The 20,050-nt window shown below is 63.7% G+C and carries 14 protein-coding genes; 7 read left to right on the top strand and 7 right to left on the bottom strand.

Annotation, left to right across the window (positions count from 1 at the left end; genetic code table 11):
• On the top strand, nt 1-552 hold a 552-nt coding region (locus B3E91_RS05345; protein WP_287028624.1), incomplete at its 5' end, for a nitrilase-related carbon-nitrogen hydrolase.
• A gap of 116 nt (nt 553-668) precedes the next feature.
• Here the strand turns inward: B3E91_RS05345 and B3E91_RS05340 are convergent.
• The 5 genes from B3E91_RS05340 to xseA all read right to left on the bottom strand — a co-directional run bounded on the left by B3E91_RS05340 (nt 669) and on the right by xseA (nt 6,909).
• Nucleotides 669-1,730 (bottom strand): NAD(P)-dependent alcohol dehydrogenase, encoded by a 1,062-nt coding sequence (locus B3E91_RS05340; protein WP_273232190.1) that lies wholly within the window; start codon nt 1,728-1,730, stop codon nt 669-671.
• A gap of 181 nt (nt 1,731-1,911) precedes the next feature.
• Complete coding sequence (leuA, locus tag B3E91_RS05335) at nt 1,912-3,588, bottom strand: 2-isopropylmalate synthase (protein ID WP_273232193.1); 1,677 nt, start codon at nt 3,586-3,588, stop codon at nt 1,912-1,914.
• A gap of 298 nt (nt 3,589-3,886) precedes the next feature.
• Complete coding sequence (locus B3E91_RS05330) at nt 3,887-4,555, bottom strand: glutathione S-transferase (RefSeq protein WP_287028623.1); 669 nt, start codon at nt 4,553-4,555, stop codon at nt 3,887-3,889.
• A 92-nt stretch (nt 4,556-4,647) separates the two neighbouring features.
• Entirely contained in the window at nt 4,648-5,478 is an 831-nt protein-coding gene (locus B3E91_RS05325; protein WP_273232198.1) for a peptidoglycan DD-metalloendopeptidase family protein, read from the bottom strand.
• Nucleotides 5,479-5,532: 54 nt separating this feature from the next.
• Entirely contained in the window at nt 5,533-6,909 is a 1,377-nt protein-coding gene (gene xseA, locus B3E91_RS05320; RefSeq protein ID WP_287028622.1) for an exodeoxyribonuclease VII large subunit, read from the bottom strand.
• 106 nt (nt 6,910-7,015) lie between these two features.
• Between xseA and B3E91_RS05315 the strand changes: the two genes are divergently transcribed.
• From B3E91_RS05315 to B3E91_RS05295, 5 genes are all read left to right on the top strand, one after another.
• Nucleotides 7,016-7,567 carry a sugar ABC transporter ATPase gene (locus tag B3E91_RS05315; RefSeq protein WP_273232204.1) on the top strand — a complete coding sequence of 184 codons (552 nt, stop codon included), beginning with the start codon at nt 7,016-7,018 and terminating at the stop codon, nt 7,565-7,567.
• Nucleotides 7,568-7,627: 60 nt separating this feature from the next.
• On the top strand, nt 7,628-8,518 hold the full coding sequence (locus tag B3E91_RS05310; protein ID WP_287028621.1) for an alpha/beta fold hydrolase: 891 nt from the start codon (nt 7,628-7,630) through the stop codon (nt 8,516-8,518).
• A 193-nt stretch (nt 8,519-8,711) separates the two neighbouring features.
• Nucleotides 8,712-10,181, top strand: a complete 1,470-nt coding sequence (gene guaB, locus B3E91_RS05305; RefSeq protein WP_090227159.1) for an IMP dehydrogenase — start codon at nt 8,712-8,714, stop codon at nt 10,179-10,181.
• 150 nt (nt 10,182-10,331) lie between these two features.
• Nucleotides 10,332-11,909, top strand: coding sequence for a glutamine-hydrolyzing GMP synthase (gene guaA, locus B3E91_RS05300; protein WP_273232210.1), 1,578 nt, complete (start codon nt 10,332-10,334; stop codon nt 11,907-11,909).
• Nucleotides 11,910-12,054: 145 nt separating this feature from the next.
• Nucleotides 12,055-16,677, top strand: a complete 4,623-nt coding sequence (locus B3E91_RS05295) for an ATP-binding protein (RefSeq protein ID WP_287028620.1) — start codon at nt 12,055-12,057, stop codon at nt 16,675-16,677.
• Nucleotides 16,678-17,122: 445 nt separating this feature from the next.
• On the opposite strand, the gene B3E91_RS05290 is transcribed toward B3E91_RS05295, so the two are convergent.
• Nucleotides 17,123-18,058 carry a LysR family transcriptional regulator gene (locus B3E91_RS05290; RefSeq protein ID WP_287028619.1) on the bottom strand — a complete coding sequence of 312 codons (936 nt, stop codon included), beginning with the start codon at nt 18,056-18,058 and terminating at the stop codon, nt 17,123-17,125.
• Nucleotides 18,059-18,147: 89 nt separating this feature from the next.
• Between B3E91_RS05290 and B3E91_RS05285 the strand changes: the two genes are divergently transcribed.
• On the top strand, nt 18,148-19,164 hold the full coding sequence (locus B3E91_RS05285; RefSeq protein WP_287028618.1) for an NADP-dependent oxidoreductase: 1,017 nt from the start codon (nt 18,148-18,150) through the stop codon (nt 19,162-19,164).
• A 127-nt stretch (nt 19,165-19,291) separates the two neighbouring features.
• On the opposite strand, the gene B3E91_RS05280 is transcribed toward B3E91_RS05285, so the two are convergent.
• A complete protein-coding gene (locus B3E91_RS05280) occupies nt 19,292-20,011 on the bottom strand; it encodes an SDR family oxidoreductase (RefSeq protein ID WP_287028647.1) in 720 nt (239 codons plus the stop codon).
• Nucleotides 20,012-20,050: the final 39 nt, after the last annotated feature.

Here is a 20,050-nt window from a genome sequence, read left to right as displayed (position 1 = left end):
GATGCGGTCGTGACCGGCAGCCTGATCGTGCGCGATGCTTCCGGGTTTCACCGCAACCGGCTGCTCTGGGCAACGCCGGGCGGCGAACTGCTGCACTATGACAAACGCCATCTGTTCCGCATGGCGGGCGAGCACCAGCACTACACCCCGGGCGAGCGCCAGGTGCTGTTCGAACTCAAGGGCTGGCGGGTGCGCCCGTTGGTCTGCTACGACCTGCGCTTCCCGGTGTGGAGCCGCGATCCCCACGATACCGACCTGCTGCTGTACGTCGCGAACTGGCCGGCGGCGCGCCGGCAGCACTGGAACCGCCTGCTGCCGGCGCGGGCGGTCGAGAACCTCTGCTACGTGGCGGCGGTGAACCGCATCGGCGAAGACGGCAAGGGGCACGCCTACAGCGGCGACAGCCAGGTGCTCGACTTCCAGGGCGACTGCCTGCTGGATGCGCGGGATGCGGACGGCGTGTTCCGCGTCAGCCTGTCGGCGGCCGGGCTGAACGCCTATCGCGAGCGTTTCCCGGCCTATCGGGATGCCGACGCCTTTCATCTCGAATAGGCGGTGCACGCGGCGTACCCGCCGACGCAAAACGGCGCCAGGGGATCACTCCCGCTGGCGCCGTTCGGTTTTTCCGTAGGGTGCGCCGTGCGCACCCGTTTACCGTCGCAAGAACATCAGGCTGCGCTGGCGTTCTTCAGGGTCGCCATGTCGATCACGAAGCGGTACTTCACATCGCTCTTGAGCATGCGCTCGTAGGCTTCGTTGATGTCCTGCATCGCGATCATCTCGATGTCCGAGACGATGCCGTGCTCGGCGCAGAAGTCGAGCATCTCCTGGGTCTCGGCGATGCCGCCGATCAGCGAACCGGCCAGGCGGCGCCGCTTGAAGATCAGGCTGAACACTTCCGGCGACGGATGCGGCGTTTCCGGGGCGCCCACCAGCGTCATGGTCGCGTCGCGCTTGAGCAGGCCGAGGAAGGCGTCGAGGTTGTGCGGCGCGGCCACGGTGTTGAGGATGAAGTCGAAGCTGTTGGCATGCTCCGCCATCTCGTCCGCGTTCTTCGACACCACCACTTCGGCGGCGCCCAGGCGCAAGGCGTCTTCACGCTTGCCCGGCGAGGTGGTGAACAGCACCACGTGCGCGCCCATCGCCGCGGCGATCTTCACGGCCATGTGGCCAAGGCCGCCAAGGCCGACCACGCCGACCTTCTGGCCCGGCTGGACCTTCCACTGGCGCAGCGGCGAGTAGGTGGTGATGCCGGCGCAGAGCAGCGGCGCCACCGCGGCCAGGTTGTCGCTGTGGCTGATGCGCAGAACGAACTTCTGGTTGACCACGATGTTGTCCGAGTAGCCGCCGAAGGTGTTCTCGCCGCCGAATACCGGACCGTTGTAGGTGCCGGTGAAACCGCTCTCGCAGTACTGCTCCAGGCCTTCGCCACAGGACGGGCAGGACTGGCAGCTGTCGACCATGCAGCCGACGCCGGCGGCATCGCCGACCTTGAAGTTCTTCACGTTGGCGCCGACGGCGACCACCTTGCCGACGATCTCGTGGCCGGGCACGGACGGGTAGAGGGTGTTCTTCCATTCGTTGCGCGCGGAGTGCAGGTCGGAGTGGCAGACGCCGCAGTAGAGGATGTCGATCTGTACGTCGTCGGCACCGACTTCACGGCGCTGGAACGAGTACGGCGCCAGGGGAGCGCTGGGGTTCTGGGCGGCATAGCCGAGGGTCTTGATCATGTCGGGTTCCTCTTGCGGATGGTCAAAGGCAAAGCCTACGGCCGATGCCGCGCCAAACGGTTGCTCAGAGCTGCTCGGTCGTTGCCTGATCGTCCGAGAGAGAGAGGGCTGCAGCATCTCGGCAGCGACGGCAACGAAAAAGGGATGCCGAAGCATCCCTTTTGCGTTCCAGCGCGACGGATCAGGCGGCGCGGTGCTTCTGCCCGGCCTGTTTCAGCGCGCGGTTGAGGGCGCTGAACAGCGCGCGGAAGCTCGCCGTGGTGATGTTCTCGTCGATGCCGATGCCGTGCAGCGGGCGTTCGCCATCGAGACGGATCTCGATGTAGGACGCGGCCTTGGCGTTGGCGCCGGCACCGATGGCGTGCTCGTGGTAATCCATGATTTCCACCTTCACCGGCAAGGCGGACACCAGGGCTTCCAGCGGACCCTTGCCGATGCCGTGCAGGTGCCGGGCCTCGCCGTCGACCAGCACGTCGAGGTCGACCGCGCTGGTGCCGTTCTCTTCCTGCAGACGATGGCTCTTGAGTGCGTAAGGCGTGCTGGTCTGCAGGTATTCGCGCTCGAGCAACTGGTGGATCTGCTTGGCGGTCATCTCCAGGCCGAGACGGTCGGTCTCGCCCTGTACCACCTGGCTGAACTCGATCTGCATGCGGCGCGGCAGGCTGATGCCGTACTCCTGCTCGAGGAGGAAGGTGATGCCGCCCTTGCCGGACTGGCTGTTCACCCGGATCACCGCCTCGTAATCGCGGCCGATGTCGGCCGGATCGATCGGCAGGTACGGCACTTCCCAGAGGGTGCCTTCCTTCTGCTGGGCGAAGCCCTTGCGGATGGCGTCCTGGTGCGAACCGGAGAACGCGGTGTGCACCAAGTCGCCCACGTATGGATGGCGCGGGTGCACCGGCAACTGGTTGCAGTCCTCGACCACCTTGCGCACCGCGTCGATGTCGGAGAAGTCCAGCTGCGGGTCGACGCCCTGGGTGTAGAGGTTCAGCGCCAGGGTCACCAGGCAGACGTTGCCGGTGCGTTCGCCGTTGCCGAACAGGCAGCCTTCTACGCGATCGGCGCCGGCCATTACGGCCAGCTCCGAAGCGGCGACGCCGGTGCCGCGGTCGTTATGGGTGTGCACGCTGATCAGCACGCTGTCGCGCTTGTTCACGTGGCGGCCGAACCACTCGATCTGGTCGGCGTAGTTGTTCGGCGTGGCGCATTCGATGGTGGCCGGCAGGTTGAGGATCAACGGGTTCGCCGGGGTCGGCTGGAACACCTCGATCACCGCGTTGCACACCTCGACGGCGAAGTCGATCTCGGTGCTGCTGAACACTTCCGGCGAGTACTCGAAGCCCCACTGGGTGTCCGGCGCGGCGGCGGCCAGACGCTTGATGGTGGTGCCGGCGGCCACGGCGATGGCTTTGACGCCCGCCTTGTCCTGGTTGAAGACGATCTTGCGGAAGCTCGGCGCGCAGGCGTTGTAGTAGTGGACGATGGCCTTCTTGGCGCCCTTGAGGGACTCGAAGGTGCGCTCGATGAGGTCGTCACGCGCCTGGGTCAGCACCTGGATGGTCACGTCGTCCGGGATGTGGCCGCCTTCGATCAGCTCGCGGACGAAGTCGAAATCGGTCTGCGAGGCGGACGGAAAGCCCACTTCGATTTCCTTCAGGCCCACGGCGACCAGGCACTTGAAGAAGCGCATCTTCTTCTCGGCATCCATCGGCTCGATCAGCGACTGGTTGCCATCGCGCAGGTCGGTGGACAGCCAGATCGGCGCCTTGTCGATGATCTTGTCCGGCCAGGTGCGGTCGGGGATATCGATGCGCGTGAAGGGGCGGTACTTGTGCGACGGGTCTTTGAGCATGCTCATGGGGCGTTCCTGAAATCGTGGGTTGGCCAACCGGCCGGAGAGGTTGCGGGCGTCGATCAGAGGAAGCGACGCAGTCGCGGACTGACCAGGCTCAGGCAGGCGAGTTGGCGAAGCAGCAGGAGGGTTTGATCGTTTGGCATGGGTCCACACTAATCAGCGTGGATGCTTATGGCAAGGAAGTTGAAAAAAACGATAGAAAAGCGCGCTGGGAGACTTTTTTCTATATTTTCAGCCAAGCCTTGCGCTTGAAATGCAGAATTATTGCGAAGGTATGGCGCGCCGCGACGCGCCCGGGCGATCACTCGGCGTAGGCGTATTCGCCGCCACGCTCCAGGGCGCGCCGGTAGGCGGGGCGTGCGTGGATGCGTTCGAGGAAGGCCTTGAGCCGTGGCCGGCTGGCATCCAGTCCACCGCGCGAGGCGGCCGCTTCCAGGGGGAAACTCATCTGGATGTCGGCGGCGCTGAAGTCGTCGCCGGCGAACCATTCGCTCTTGCCCAGTTCGCTTTCCAGGTAATCCAGGTTGCGCCGCAGTTGCGGCTCGATGAAGGCGCCCTTCACCTTGCCGGCGATGCCGCGCGCGATGGGCTTGGCTAAGAACGGCATCGGCGCCGTCTCCATCTTGTCGAACACCAGCTTGAGCAGCAGCGGCGGCATCGCCGAACCTTCCGCGAAGTGCAGCCAGTAGGTGCAGCGCAGGCGTTCGGGCGAGCCGGCGGCCGGCAGCAGCCAATCGCCATAGCGGCCAGCGAGGTATTCGACGATGGCCCCGGACTCGGCCAGGGTCAGCTCGCCATCGGTGATCACCGGCGACTTGCCCAGCGGATGTATCGCGCGCAGTTCGGGCGGCGCCAGCATCGTCTGCGGGTCGCGCTGGTAGCGTTTGATCTCGTACTCGGTGCCGGTTTCCTCGAGCAGCCAGAGGATGCGCTGCGAGCGCGAGTTGTTCAGGTGGTGGACGGTGATCATGCAAAGCTCCCTGGAAGGATGTTGTTGTTCGAGTGACGCCTGCGCGCATCGTGCGGCCATTACCGGCTATCCACAACGGGTGTCGCGCGGCATCAGGGCTTGAACGCGCCGATGAAGATCGCCGGATCGACGCGCACGCCGTTGAGGCTGACGTTCCAGTGCATGTGCGGGCCGGTGGCGCGCCCCGTGGAGCCGACGCGGCCGACCACGCCGCCGCGCGGGACTTCGTCGCCGACCTTCACGTCGATCTTCGACAGGTGGCAGAACATGCTGATCAGGCCCTGGCCGTGGTCGACGAACACCGTGTTGCCGTTGAAGAACAGGTTGCCGACCAGGGTCACCTTGCCGGCGGCCGGCGCCTTGATCGGCGTGCCGGCGGGCACCGCGAAGTCCAGCCCGGAATGGGCGTTGCGTTCCTCGCCATTGAAGAACCGGCGCAGGCCGAAGGGCGACGACAGCGGTCCGTCCACCGGCTTGTCGAACAGCAGGTTGCTCGGCTGGCGCGCGGCGAAGTTGTCGTAGGCGCGGTTCTGTTCGGCCAGCTCGCGGTCGATGCGGATCAGGTCCTCGGCCAGCGGATTGACCTGGCGGGTGTTCTTCAGGGTGATGCGCTGTTCCTTGTAGTGCTTGGCGCCGACCTGGAACGCCAGCGTGCGCCCCGAGCCTTCGAGCCTGAGCGACTGCGCGCCGGGCTTGGCGCTCAGCGGGATGCCGACGATGGCGATCCACCGCTTGCCATCTTCCTTCACCACCAGCACCGGTTTGCCCAGGTAGCTGGCGCGTGGCGCCTGTGCCTCCTCGCCCAGCGGCACCACCGCCACGCCACCGGGCACCGGCTTGTTCAACAGGCGACTGACGAAGCCCTCGGCCTGTACGGGCAGCGCGAGGATCAGGGCGAACAGCATCAGCAGCGGGCGGGGCATCGGGGGTTCCTGGTGGAAGGCGCGGCCGGGGCCGCGCGGAGAAGGTCGAGTAACTCAGAGCAGCGGCAGTGTCACCGGTTCCAGGTGATTGTCTTCCACCCGGACTTCCAACTCGCCATCGCCCAGGCGCGCCTTCAGGCGTTGGCCGGGGTGGGTCTGCGCGGCGGCGCGGATCGCCTTGCCGTGGTCGTCGAGGAGTATCGAGTAACCGCGGCCGAGGGTGGCCAGCGGGCTGACCACATTGAGTGTCTGCGCCAGCGCATGAAGGTTCTGGCGCCGTTGCCGGAGGGCGTCGTTCATCGCCCGCGGCAGACGCGACTGCAGGTGTTCCAGACGCTGGCGCAGCAAGGTCAGCACGCGCCCCGGATGCTGCGCGGCGAGCCGTGTCTCCAGGCGCGCCAGGCGTTCGTGGGAGATCGCCAGGCGCCGTTCCAGGGCCCGGCTCAGGCGTTGTTCCAGATCGTCGATGCGCTGCGATTGCTGCAGCAGGCGTTCGCCCGGATGACGCAGGCGGCGCGCCAGGTGCTCCAGGCGCTGGGCATCGCGGTGCAGGCGATCCTGCATGCGCAGCAGCAGGCGGCGACGCAGGCCGTCGATGCGCAGGCGCAGGTCGGCGCTGTGCGGGGCGAGCAGTTCGGCGGCGGCGGAAGGCGTCGGCGCGCGCACGTCGGCGACGAAGTCGGCGATCGACACGTCGGTCTCGTGGCCGACGGCGCTGACGATCGGCGTCACGCAGGCGTCGATGGCGCGCGCCACGGCTTCCTCGTTGAAGCACCAGAGGTCCTCCAGCGAGCCGCCGCCGCGGGCCAGGATCAGCGCGTCGAAACCCTGGGCGTCGGCCAGTTGCAGCGCGCGCACGATCTGCGCCGTGGCCTCGCGCCCCTGCACGGCGGTGGGCACCAGGGTCAACGCGACCTGCGGCGCGCGACGGCGGAACACGCTGATGATGTCGCGGATCACCGCGCCGGTCGGCGAACTGACGATGCCGATGCGTTGCGGATGGGCGGGCAGGGCGACCTTGCGTCCGGCGGCGAACAGGCCCTCGTCGCCGAGCTTGCCCTTCAGCGCCTCGAAGGCCAGGCGCAGCGCGCCGTCGCCGGCGGGCTCCACCGAATCGAGGATCAACTGGTAGTCGCCGCGACCCTCGAACAGCGAGACCTTGCCGCGCACGCGCACCGCCAGGCCGTCGCGCAGGGCTTGGCGCACGCGCAGGGCGTTCTGCCGGAACAGCGCGCAACGCACCTGGGCGGTGCTGTCCTTGAGGGTGAAATAGAGGTGCCCGGAGGCCGGCTTGGCGAGGTTGGAAATCTCGCCCTCGACCCAGACCTGGGCGAACACGTCCTCCAGCAGCAGCCGCGCGCGGCCGTTGAGTTGGGTGACGGTGAGGATGTCGCGGTCGAGGCCGAGTCGTTCGAAGGAGTCTTTGCGCATGCCGGCATGATAAGCGCCACGGCCGCCGCGCAGAAACTCCCGGCGGACGGATGCGGCGGGCCCGGGTGATATAGTTTTGCCCCGTCGTGCCCAGCCGAGCCCGTTCATGAGCGACAACCAGGCGATCATCGTCCCGCGTATTTCCACCTTTCCCGGTCACGAGACCAAGGCCTGGGCGATCCTGCGCTGGCTGGTCCGCCTAGACGTGGTGGCCGAGCTGCCGACCACCTGCGGGCTGGGTGGCGCGCGCATGGCCTATGCCATCGGCGAGGGCGCGCGGCGGGTGGTCGAGCATCCCGAGCGGCTGCCGTTCGGCCTGCCGGCGAACGGCCTGGAGGTCGTCACCCGGCGCTGCATCTATACGCCGACCCGCGGCTTCAGGGAGGAGGCCGGCTGCCCGGAGTGCCGCCAGGAGATCGGCGAGGCGTTGTTCGATTCGCTGGACGAGTGGATGCCCGCCGAGACCGATCATTTCACCTGTCCGGAATGCCATTACGAGGACGAGATCAACAACTTCCTGTTCCTCCAGCCATGCGCGTTTTCCAACCTGGGCTTCATCTTCAACGGCTGGGCCGAGGCGCAATTTCGTCCCGGTTTCCTCGAACAGTTCGGCGAGCGGCTCGGCTTTCCGGTGGCGCTGGTGCGGGTCGACGGCTGAGGGAACCGAATCCTGCCGGGCGCTTCTACTGAGAAGTCCCTCGAACAGCAGGAGCGCCGCATGACCGCTACCGTCCGCGCCGGGGTTCTGGACGTCGCCTACGAGGCGCACGGCCCGGAGCAAGGCACGCCCGTGGTGCTGCTGCACGGCTTCCCCTACGACATCCACGCCTACGACGAGGTCGCGCCGGTCCTCGCCGGGCATGGCTGCCGGGTGCTGGTGCCCTACCTGCGCGGCTACGGACCGACGCGTTTCGTCTCCCGACACACGCCGCGCTCCGGGCAGCAGGCGGCGCTCGGCCACGACCTGCTGGCGTTCCTCGACGCGCTGGGCATTTCCCGCGCGCTGCTCGCCGGCTACGACTGGGGTGGGCGCGCTGCGGGGATCGTCGCCGCGCTCTGGCCGCAACGGGTGGCCGCGCTGGTGATCGCCGACAGCTATCCGATCCAGGACATCGCCGCCGCGTCGCAACCTGCCGATCCACAGGCCGAGTGGCGCTATTGGTATCAGTACTACTTCCATAGCGAACGCGGCCGCGCCGGCCTCGCGGCCAATCGGCAGGCGCTGTGCCGGCTGCTCTGGGAGCTGTGGTCGCCGACCTGGCGTTTCGATGCGGCCACCTTCGAGCGCAGCGCAACGGCCTTCGACAACCCGGATTTCGTCGAGGTGGTGATCCATTCCTACCGCCACCGCTACGGTCTGGTGGAGGGCGACCCGGCCTACGAGGACAGCGAGCGGGCCTTGCGGGCGCAGCCGCGCATCGAGGTGCCGACCACGGTGCTGGCCGGCGGCGACGACGGTGTCTCCAGCCTGCGCGGCGGCGCGGCGGAAGCCGCGCATTTCGGGGCCGCCTACCACTATGAGGCGATCGCCGACTGCGGCCACAACATTCCCCAGGAACAACCGCAGGCGTTCGCCGGGGCGATCCTGCAGCGGCTCGGTCTGGCCTGACGCATTCCGCGCCTGGCCCGGGTCTGGGCCGGCGTTGCAGCCCCGGGGCCCGCGATGGGCGTGCAGGTGCCGGCGTTTGCTGCCGGCGCAGGCCGCCGCGCCTGCCGCGAACCGCCTGCGAAATCGCATTGAGACGCCGCGTGCGGCTAGGTATAATGCCGCGCTTCCTTTTTCCCGCCTGGGAGCCCCCGCCATGCTGCGCATCAGCCAAGAAGCCCTGACTTTCGACGATGTCCTCCTGATCCCCGGTTATTCCGAGGTTTTGCCGAAAGATGTCAGTCTCAAGACCCGTCTGACCCGTGGTATCGAGCTGAACATCCCGTTGATCTCCGCGGCCATGGACACTGTCACCGAATCGCGCCTGGCCATCGCCATGGCCCAGGAAGGCGGCATCGGTATCATCCACAAGAACATGAGCATCGAGCAGCAGGCCGGCGAAGTCCGCAAGGTCAAGCGCTTCGAGGCCGGCGTGGTGAAGGACCCGATCACCATCGAGGCCGACGCCAGCGTGCGCGACCTGTTCGAGCTGACCCGCATGCACAACATCTCCGGCGTGCCGGTGCTGTCCGATGGCGATCTGGTCGGCATCGTCACCTCGCGTGACGTGCGTTTCGAGAACCGCATGGACGCCCGCGTCCGTGAAGTGATGACGCCCAAGGAGCGCCTGGTCACGGTGCGCGAAGGCGCCGACAAGAACACCGTGCGCGAGCTGCTGCACAAGCATCGCATCGAGAAGGTGCTGATCGTCGATGAAGCCTTCGCCCTCAAGGGCATGATGACCGTCAAGGACATCGAGAAAGCCAAGGCTTACCCGTTCGCCAGCAAGGACGACGCCGGTAGCCTGCGCGTCGGCGCTGCGGTCGGCACCGGTGCCGATACCGCCGAGCGCGTCGCCGCACTGGTCGCCGCCGGCGTCGACGTGGTGGTAGTGGACACCGCCCACGGCCATTCCAAGGGCGTGATCGAGCGCGTGCGCTGGGTCAAGCAGACCTACCCGCAGGTCCAGGTGATCGGCGGCAACATCGCCACCGGCGCCGCCGCCAAGGCCCTCGCCGAAGCCGGCGCGGATGCGGTCAAGGTCGGCATCGGCCCGGGCTCGATCTGCACCACGCGGATCGTCACCGGCATCGGCGTACCGCAGATCAGCGCGGTCTCCAACGTCGCCGCGGCCCTCGAAGGCACCGGCGTTCCGCTGATCGCCGATGGTGGCATCCGCTTCTCCGGCGACCTGTCCAAGGCCATCGTCGCCGGCGCCAACTGCGTGATGATGGGCTCGATGTTCGCCGGTACCGAAGAAGCGCCGGGCGAAGTCGAGCTGTTCCAGGGCCGCTCCTACAAGGCCTACCGCGGCATGGGCTCGCTGGGCGCCATGTCCCAGGCCCAGGGTTCCTCGGACCGCTACTTCCAGGATTCCTCCGCCGGCGCCGAAAAGCTGGTGCCCGAAGGCATCGAAGGCCGGGTGCCGTACAAGGGCCCGCTGAGCGCGATTATCCACCAGCTGATGGGCGGCCTGCGTGCGTCCATGGGCTACACCGGCAGCGCCGACATCGAAGAGATGCGCACCAAGCCGGAGTTCGTGCGCATCACCGGCGCCGGCATGGCCGAGTCGCACGTGCACGACGTGCAGATCACCAAGGAAGCGCCGAACTACCGGGTAGGTTGAAATCGATTTGCCGCCGCCGCGCGTCCTCTTTCGGCTTCGCGGCGCGGCAATCGATTCGAGAAAAGGCTGAAAGCACGGGGCTGTTCCATTCAGCCCCGTGTTGTTTCTGAATCAAGACTGTTTCCGAACCCTTTCAAGCGAGACCGAATCATGTCCCTCGACATTCACGCTCACCGCATCCTGATCCTCGACTTCGGCTCGCAGTACACCCAGCTGATCGCCCGTCGCGTGCGCGAAATCGGCGTGTACTGCGAACTTCATCCGTTCGACATGGACGATGAGGCGATCCGCGAATTCGCGCCAAGGGGCGTGATTCTCGCCGGCGGGCCGGAGTCGGTGCACGAGGCCGACAGCCCGCGCTGCCCGCAGGCGGTGTTCGACCTCGGCGTGCCGGTATTCGGTATCTGCTACGGCATGCAGACCATGGCCGAACAGATGGGCGGCAAGGTCGAGGGTTCCGACCTGCGTGAATTCGGCTACGCGCGCGTGGATGTGGTCGGCAAGAGCCGCCTGCTGGACGGCATCGAAGACCACGTCGACGCCGATGGCGTGCTCGGTCTCGATGTGTGGATGAGCCACGGTGACAAGGTCACCCGGATGCCGGAAGACTTCCACATCCTGGCCAGCACCCCGAGCTGCCCGATCGCCGGCATGTTCAACGACGAGCGCCGTTACTACGGCGTGCAGTTCCACCCGGAAGTTACCCATACCAAACAGGGCGGTCGCATCCTGTCGCGCTTCATCCTCGACATCTGCGAGTGCGAGGCCCTGTGGACGCCGTCGAAGATCGCCGAGGACGCCATCGCCCAGGTGCGCTCCCAGGTCGGCACCGACAACGTGCTGCTCGGCCTGTCCGGCGGGGTCGACTCCTCGGTGGTCGCCGCACTGCTGCACAAGGCCATCGGCGACCAGCTGACCTGCGTGTTCGTCGACAACGGCCTGCTGCGCCTGCACGAAGGCGAGCAGGTGATGGCCATGTTCGCCGAGAACATGGGCGTCAAGGTGATCCGCGCCAACGCCGAGGACCAGTTCCTCGCCAACCTCGCCGGTGAAGCCGACCCGGAGAAGAAGCGCAAGATCATCGGCCGCACCTTCATCGACGTGTTCGATGCCGAGTCGAGCAAGCTGCACAACATCAAGTACCTGGCCCAGGGCACCATCTACCCGGACGTAATCGAGTCGGCGGGCGCCAAGAGCGGCAAGGCCCACGTGATCAAGTCGCACCACAACGTGGGCGGCCTGCCGGAAGAGATGAACCTCAAGCTGGTCGAGCCGCTGCGCGAGCTGTTCAAGGACGAAGTGCGTCGCCTGGGCCTGGAACTCGGCCTGCCGTACGACATGGTCTACCGTCACCCGTTCCCGGGCCCGGGCCTGGGCGTGCGCATCCTCGGCGAAGTGAAGAAGGAATACGCCGACCTGCTGCGCCGCGCCGACCACATCTTCATCGAAGAGCTGCGCAAGGCCGACTGGTATCACAAGGTCAGCCAGGCCTTCGTGGTGTTCCAGCCGGTGAAATCGGTCGGCGTGGTCGGCGACGGCCGTCGCTACGCCTGGGTCGTTGCGCTGCGCGCGGTGGAAACCATCGACTTCATGACCGCCCGCTGGGCGCACCTGCCCTACGAACTGCTTGAAACCGTCAGCGGACGCATCATCAACGAGATCGACGGCATCTCGCGGGTCACCTACGACGTCTCGAGCAAGCCGCCGGCGACCATCGAGTGGGAGTGACTCCGCAGCGCAGCATGAAGGAACCGGCTTTTGCCGGTTTTTTCATGCCCGAGCAAATGACTTACTCTCGCTATTGAAAGAGCCGCATTGTGTTGGTGGCGGCTCTCTGTCGGTAGCTGGATATCGTCAAACACGGAAGATCAGAATGAAACTCCTCACAGATGATGAGATTAACGTTGCATACGCTCACGTCGAAGCCGTAGACGAAGGACGCGTGGGACCAGATAGAGCAAATTATCTTGCGTTAATGGACGCTGATTTTGAACTCCTCCTGTACAGCATCTATCGAGGGCGTGCATCTGGGTCGTCGTGGTACAGCAATGCTCGCTTGATGGTCACAGGAGCTGATCAAGGGCGGGATGTTTGGCTCACCAAGGATGAGCGGCCAGTTGGGCTTATTCAGTGCAAAAAGGTTAAGGCCGGTTTTACCCGGCCGGACACGCTCCGTGAGGTAATCAAGTTTCTTCTAAATGCCGTGCTTGAGCCGGCACTTATGCCGGAACCGGCCGATTTCCGATTTATTCTTGCCCTTGCTTCAGATCCTGCCAGCACTACAACCGATTTTTTCGATGCGCCACAGACTTGGTTAACTGCCAATGAAACAGAGCTTTTAGGTCTGGCTACCGACGTCATTAAAAAGTATGAAGCTTTCTCGATGCTGAAGATCGAGGCTGTCATGCCAAGCATTAGGGCGGGCCTGAAGAACTTAAAATATGAGCTTCTTAGACCAGTCGACCTCGATGCGTTACTGGAGTGCATCCCTGCTGTCCGTCAGCGGTTTTTCAAAGTTCAACTTGTCGTTGCTGTGGAGGATGCCGAGGCCATGATTGAGGCTCGGTTCGCCGCAGTTGGCTTGGTCTCAAAGACCACACAAACACTCACCAGAGCTGATGTTGAGGAAGACATTACGCGGGGGGCCCGCGGTCTGGCCGACTGGCCCCAACTGATTTGGGGGCAGCATATAGAGCGACCAGAGTTCGACGATCTGATCCACCGGATCAATCGGCATCCTGCAGGCTCCACGCTGGTTGTTGGAGGAGCAGGGACTGGGAAGTCAGCACTGCTCGCTGAGCTGTATTGTGCCATCAAAGCCCGCGGCCAGATTGTGCTAGCGATAAAGGCCGACATGCTTAGCCCTAATATTGTGAATTTCGCCGACCTCGCTCGCGATCTTGGTATGTCAGGTGATATCGAAAAGGAGCTTGTCTCGCTGGCGGTTGAAGCCCCGGTTGTGCTGATCATTGATCAGCTTGACGCTGTCAGTGAAGTGATGGACCAGAGTTCACAGCGCATGCAGGTCTTACTTCGCCTTGCGTCTCGGCTACAGGAGGCAAAGAGTCAAGAGGGCAATAAGCTTCCCATTCATGTCATCGTTTCTTCGCGACCATTTGAGGCGAAGTTCGACGCTCGATTTAGGTTGCTTGAAGCGGATGAGTTACTACTTGCTCTTCCTCCGTTCGAGCGGATATCCACACTGCTTGGTGAGCTCGGTATCGACTCCACTGTCGTGCCGGATAGTCTCAAAGAGGCGCTGCGTACACCGTTTGCTCTCGGTATATACGTCGATCTTTCCAAATCTGGCTTGAATCCTGCGGATTTTACGGCAGCAAACTTACTTGATCGATGGCTCGACAAAAAACTACCTGTAGGGCCCGCGCGTGCTTCGTGTCTGGCGTTCTTGCGCCAGCTCGCGGCTGACATGACGCAGTATGAGAGCCTCTGGCGGCCGGCCGCTTACTATGACCCGGACTACAGCGAGATGCTGCGTTGGGCCGAGTCGATTGGCATCGTCATCCGTGAAGACGCCAGCATTGGATTCAGGCATCAGTCATGGCTCGATGATTTCCAGGCTAAGACACTCCGAACTGCAGAAGGGCTGGCTGATTACGCGTGGAGTCGCCAAGAAGGGTTGTTTGCACGGGGAACAATCTTGCGCGGTCTTGAGCACATGCGAAGGGTTGATATGGCGTCTTATGAGGCGGCTATTCGCTTGTTGTTACCAAACCCCAAGACACGCAGACATTTGCGACATCTTGTGGCCGATTATTTGGCGAGTGCTGATGATCCGAGCGCAAGTGATATTGCTTGGGTCGATTGGATGGCGCGTAACGATTATGCACTTGCGAATCGGGCATTCAGGCAGGTAGCGCTAAGATGGCCGTGCTGGAGATCAGGGTTACTGCCGATCCTTCCTTTCCTTCTGCAGGACGAAAAGCATCGCTGGAATGCGACCATGCTGCTCGTTCGAGAAGTTGATGAGGACTCAAGCCAAGTTATGGATCTGGTCGACCGCTATTGGTCGGATGCGTCACATGATGGAGACGTGTTTAGTCTCTTTGAGCGTTCTGGTATTGCGACCGACCGTGCAATCGCCCATGTCCGTAAGATCTTTAATCGTACGAAGTTGGCAGATTGGGCGATATCCCATTACGCCAAGACTTTGCATGAGAACGGTAATACCCGAGTTGCTTTGAATCTCATCTCATTTTGGGCTGAGTTGCAGCCTGAGGATCGGTACAACGGCATCAGGGTTTATGGTGTTGAAAAGATTGCGGCAGCCGCACCGCTCTATTGTGCCGAACGGCTCCTGCCCTGGTTTGTCGGGGTGGTGTCGCGAGAGGTTGGTGATGGCCGGCCCGGGCATCGGTATCCGCGATCGATATCTGTTCCATACGATTGGAAATATGACGATGGCGAGGGGCATTTGACGCAGCTTCTGCGGAGTGTGCTCGAAGAGTCAGCAGTTTCTGATCCGCTAGGTGTGCGCGCCTTGCTTGCGACTTTTGTAGCTGTAGAAATTGACGAGGTTCAGTCGCTAGTGGCCGATACCCTGGCGGCGAACTCGGCTGTATTTGCTGAGTATGCGCTCGCGTTTCTCTTGGCCGATCAGCGGCGTCTTCATCTACGTAGCGACATGTTCGACGATGAAGAAGGTGTTGGTCAGATGATCTGTGGCTGGTCATCAAGTAATCTGATCGGCTTGATTATTCCCTACCTCTCCCCTGGAGATGTTGAGCAAATTCGTGACTATATCGAGTCATGGGAGCCTTGGAAGGAAGACCTACAGGAAGAGCGAGATCCTGCACAGCGAAGGAATTTGCTTCGTTGGTCTGATGAGCGGAGATTGCGGTTGCTTGCCGAGCTGCCAGTACAAGTGCTGACGGCCCGTCGTCGTAGGCAAGTTGAGGAGTGGAAGGTCGAGCAGCCCACACTGCAAGCAAAGCACCGAGGTCGGATGCTGGCGCGGATGGTTGAGTCCCCCATGGGCCATGATCAGATGGCCAAAGCAAATGACGACGCGATTATCAAAATGCTCAATGCAGTCAACGATCACGCTGGTCGCCATGAGCATGCGAAGCATTGGCTAAAGGGCGGTGTCACTGAGTTGTCTCGGGCTTTTGCCTCATTTTCGAAGTCGTTCCCAGATCGTGCTCTTCGTATCATCCCGCGTTTACAACCGGGTCTGCACGAGCAGGTCACGGGCGCTGCGATTAGGGAGTTGTCGGCGGTTGAGGCAGTTGACGCTCAAGCACTAAAGGCTTTGATCTGGGATTCCCAATCCCGTGGGTTTTCGTCGACTAGCTTTCGCCACGATGTTGCCAGCGCCATGGAGGCGCTCGCTAAACGTCTGAAAGGTCTTGAGGGGCGTAACATCGAGTTGCTCAGGGGTTGGCTGCAGCGCGACCCTAATGTATTGGCTGCAGAAACAGTGCGTCATGCCGAGCTAAACAAATCCAATCGTGAGCGGAATGAGAAGCCAGATCAGCGCCCTGAGGCCATGCTATTTGGCAGGGGCGGCGGGATGCATTTTCTTCCTCAGCGCAACTTCACGCTGCTGTCAGCGATCGCAGCGGGATATGTCCACCGTGACGGCGTGGATTGTGATGGTTGGCTCGCGGAGTTGGAACTACACGTTACTCATCCTGAAGATCCCGAGGTTTGGAGTGCGATCCTAATGTTCAGGTCGCATGAACTTTGGTGGGCAGATGCGGCAAGAGTGGGCGAGCTGACTGAGGCGATCTGGCGGAGGTTTCCAGCGGCGTTTGAAGATGCAGCTGTAGTCCAGTCGTTGTGGCGCCTGCGCGTTCGCATGCATACGAACCTACAGCAGGAGATTGTCAACTTTTGGCTCAGTCATAGCGATCATAAACTTAGGCAGATTGGTGGTGAGTTCTCTGCTGCTAGCGTAATTGTCGATAGTGCTGCTTCTTGTGGTATGGGCGAGATAGTCGAAGCGGTGATGGCCGGGAATGATATTTCTGCCAGGTCTGGCGTGTTATTTGCGGCTGCAGCGGGGTGGGGGGAACTTAATCTCGATATTCGAAGCCGCTCGCATGCCTACCTCATTTCTGTCGCCAGCATTGTCAGTGGCTTCGAGGCTCATGCTCTATCTACAGCTGTAGATCGTGGCGAGCGATTACCTCCCGATGAGATGACGCGAGCCCTGCTGGCTTCTGTTGCAGTAAATATTGATCTGCTCAGAGAATCGATGGGGCTGCTGTTTGTACGCTCGCTTCAGTACCTGTTGCTTTATCCTGGCTTTGAAATGCTGGTGCTTGAAATCGCAGAGGCTGCAACTGAGCTTGCACGTACATCGCCAGATAGGACCGTTGGAGGATTGTACGACGGCGAATTTATAGGGCTTGTGATTGCACTTCAGCGCTCACCAATAGAGATCAAAGCTCGTGCGATGACGATCTACGAGCGCCTACTTGACGCCGAGGTTCACGGCGCAGAGGAGGCTGCAGCATCTGCGCTGCGCCGTTAAGGCCCAAGCCATATAGGCTCAACCCGTCCGCTTCTTGGCCTCTCGCAGGTTGGATGAGACGATATCCCAATCGGTCGCCCGATTCGATTATGGGCTGGTGCTCTCCAGATTCCGGTGTTGATGCGGCAGCTTTATACCGGCGTTGCCCTGAGAAGGTGTTTTCTAGCGATATCACCCTCAAGAGGGGTTTCCAGTATGGTACTTCTCATGGTCTCGAAATAGCAGTTGCTTTAAAAAGTGCGGTTCCAAGGGTTTATATGTGCCTATTGATAATAGAGTGGGAATGAGGGATACAACTGGCGGTAATGATGTAGGTCCTGCGGTGGTTTTCGCCTTCGCCTGAGTGTCGTTACCGTTGTATTTCACTTCCGTCCGGGGGTGTCGATGCCAGAGGCCATGCGCGCATCTGGCGCTCGACGCCGCAAGTCCGTCATCGCGCTGGCGATTACCGCAGCCCGGTTTCGGCCAGCTCTGACACGGTCGTCCTGCGCTCGAACGCCGGTCCCAGCATGTCCAGGAAGGCGCGAACCGCCGGATTGCTGCGTCGGCTCTCCGGCCACAGGGCGGTGACATTCTGCCGTTCCACCGCGAAGTCGACGAGCACCGGCGACAGCTCTCCGCGCGCGATATAGGGCGCGGCGGCGAACGACGCGCCGATCCCGATCCCGCCGCCGGCGACGAGCGCGGCCATCACCGCCTCGCTGGCATCCACGACGATCTCGGACCTCGGCAGGATCTCGATTTCCTGGCCTCCGATCATGAAGGGCCAGCGGAACGGCTGGCCTGTGCTCTGGTAGCGCAGGTTTACCGTGTCGTGGCCGTCGAGGTCGTGTGGATGCGCGGGCGCGCCGCGCGCGGCGAGGTAGGCGGGCGAGGCAACGCAGCAGAGCCGGTACGGCGCCAGCTTGCGCGACAGCAGGCGACTGTCCGGGAGGTCGCCGATACGCACGGCGACGTCGATCCCTTCTTCTATCAGATCGGTCATCCGGTCGCCGAGCCGAAGCTCGATCGTCACCTCGGGAAAGCGCCGCCGGAACGCGGGCAGGGCAGGCGCGATCACGTGCAGGCCGATCGGCAGGGAGGTGGCCACCCGCAGCGTGCCGCGCGGTTCGGAGCGCGCCGTCAGCGCCATCTGCTCGATTTCCTCGGCCTGGCGAATCAGGCTCAGGGCGCGCTCGTGGAGGTCGCGGCCTTCGGGCGTGAACGCCAGCGAGCGGGTCGTGCGGGTGAACAGCGAGACCCCCAGGCGCTGCTCGAGTCGCTGGATGCTCTTGCTGACAGCCGAGGGGGAAATCGACAGCGACCGCGCCGCCGCCGCATAGCTGCCCAGCGCGCCGACCCGCGCGAAGGCGATCAACCCGGTGAGACGGTCAAGGTTCATTCTTTCCATGGCGGAAGTATAGAAGCGATTTGCGGCCTGATTATCAACTCAAGAGTGTGCCGCTACAGTGGCTCGCAAAGGAGAACGCCATGAGCGAGACGATGAAAGCGGTTCGATTGCATGCCTTCGGCGGGCCTGAAGTACTGACCTACGAGGATGCGCCCAGGCCCGAGATACAGCCGGGCGAGGTCCTGGTCCGTGTCCGGGCGGTCGGCCTCAATCCTCCAGACTGGTATCTACGCGACGGTTATCGCGCCCTGCCGCCCGAATGGCGGCCGGACGCCGACTTCCCGCTGATCCTTGGCACCGATATTTCCGGCGTGGTCGAGGCGACCTCGGCCGGCGTCGCTGGGTTCAGGGCCGGAGACGAGGTCTACGGCATGCTCCGCTTCCCGGAGGGCGTGATGACTGGCAGCGGCGCCTACGCCGAGTACGTCAGCGCGCCGGCCGCACACCTGGCCCACAAGCCGGCCGGGCTGGATCACATCCACGCCGCCGCCGCGCCGATGTCGCTGCTGACCGCGTGGCAGTTCCTGGTCGAGCCTGATCACGACGCAGCCAATCCCTTCCAGGACGTCCCGCATGCACCGGTCGAGCTTGAGGGCCGGACGGTGCTGGTCAACGGTGCGGGCGGGGGTGTCGGCCATCTGGCGGCGCAAGTGGCCAAGATGAAGGGCGCGCGGGTGATCGCCGTGGCTTCGGCCAGGAACGCGGCGAAGCTCGGCGAGTTCGGCGTGGACCAGTTCATCGATTACCGGGAAACCGTCGTGGAAGAAGTCGTCCGGGAGGCCGACCTGGTGCTCGACGCGGTGGGCGGACCGCGGATGGAGCGGTTCCTGGAGGTGATCAGGCCTGGCGGAGCGCTGTTCCTGGTCAACCCACTCGGCTTCGAGGGTCACGCTGCCGCGGCAAGGCGCGGGATCAGGGTGTCCTCGACCCAGGTGCGCTCGAGCGGCGCGCAACTGGCGCAGTTGGCGACGCTGCTCGACCGACGCACTGTCGAGGTCGTGATCGACAGTGTTTTTCCGCTGTCGGATGCCTCACGCGCGCACCGGCGCGTCGCCGAGGGCGGCATCCAGGGCAAGATCGTCCTGACCGTCTGCTGATTGCGACAGGCCGCGCCCACTGCGGCTGCCCGCGTTTGTTCGCTCAGGCTTCTCGCGGCGCCCGGCCGTCGCGGCCGGGCACCGTGCTCCTGCGCGATGCTTCACGCACACGCCGTGTCGCCCTGCATCAGAACGCGGCGCGTCCGAGCGATGCGCCGCCATCGACGTGCAGCGTCTGTCCGGTCATGAAGGCCGCGTCGTCCGACAGCAGGAAGGCGATGGTCGCGGCGATCTCGTCCGGCATGCCGAAGCGTCCCATCGGTACACCCGAGAGGTAGCGCCGTTCACCTTCGCTGCCCGGCGGGTTGTTGGCGCGAAACAGTTCGGTTTCGGTCGGGCCGGGCGCCACGGCGTTGACCGTGATGCCGGTACCGGCCAGCTCCAGTCCCCAGCTGCGGGTGAAGCTCACCAATGCGGCCTTCGCCGCCGCGTAAGCCGTGCGCTGCGGCATGCCGAGGACGGTCAGGCTGGAGATGTTGACGATGCGGCCCCAGCCGCGCGCCTGCATGCCGGGCAACGCGACCTGGGTAGCCAGCAGCGCGGAATGCAGGTTGACGCGCATGACGTCATCCAGCGCGGGCAGGGTCACCTCCGCCAGCGCCGCGGCATTGACCAGGCCGACGTTGTTCACCACACCGTCCAGCGCGAACCGTTGGGCGATGTCGTTCAGCGCCGAGCGGGTGGCATCGTCATCGCCGAGGTCGACGGCGACGAAGGTGCCGGGAAAACTCGCCGGCGCGTTGCGCGCGAGGCCGACGACGTGGTGGCCGGCGGCGGCGAGCCGTGTCGAGAGCGCCAAGCCGATGCCCTTGCTGGCGCCGCTGATGAGAAAGGTACGGGACATGATTGCTCCTTCGCGCTCGCCCGTGGCGAGCGGCATTGGGTG

The organism is Pseudomonas sp. UBA6310, from assembly GCF_002438225.1.
GTDB classification, from domain to species: Bacteria; Pseudomonadota; Gammaproteobacteria; order Pseudomonadales; family Pseudomonadaceae; genus Pseudomonas_O; species Pseudomonas_O kuykendallii.
This window is presented reverse-complemented; position numbering and strand designations above follow the sequence as displayed.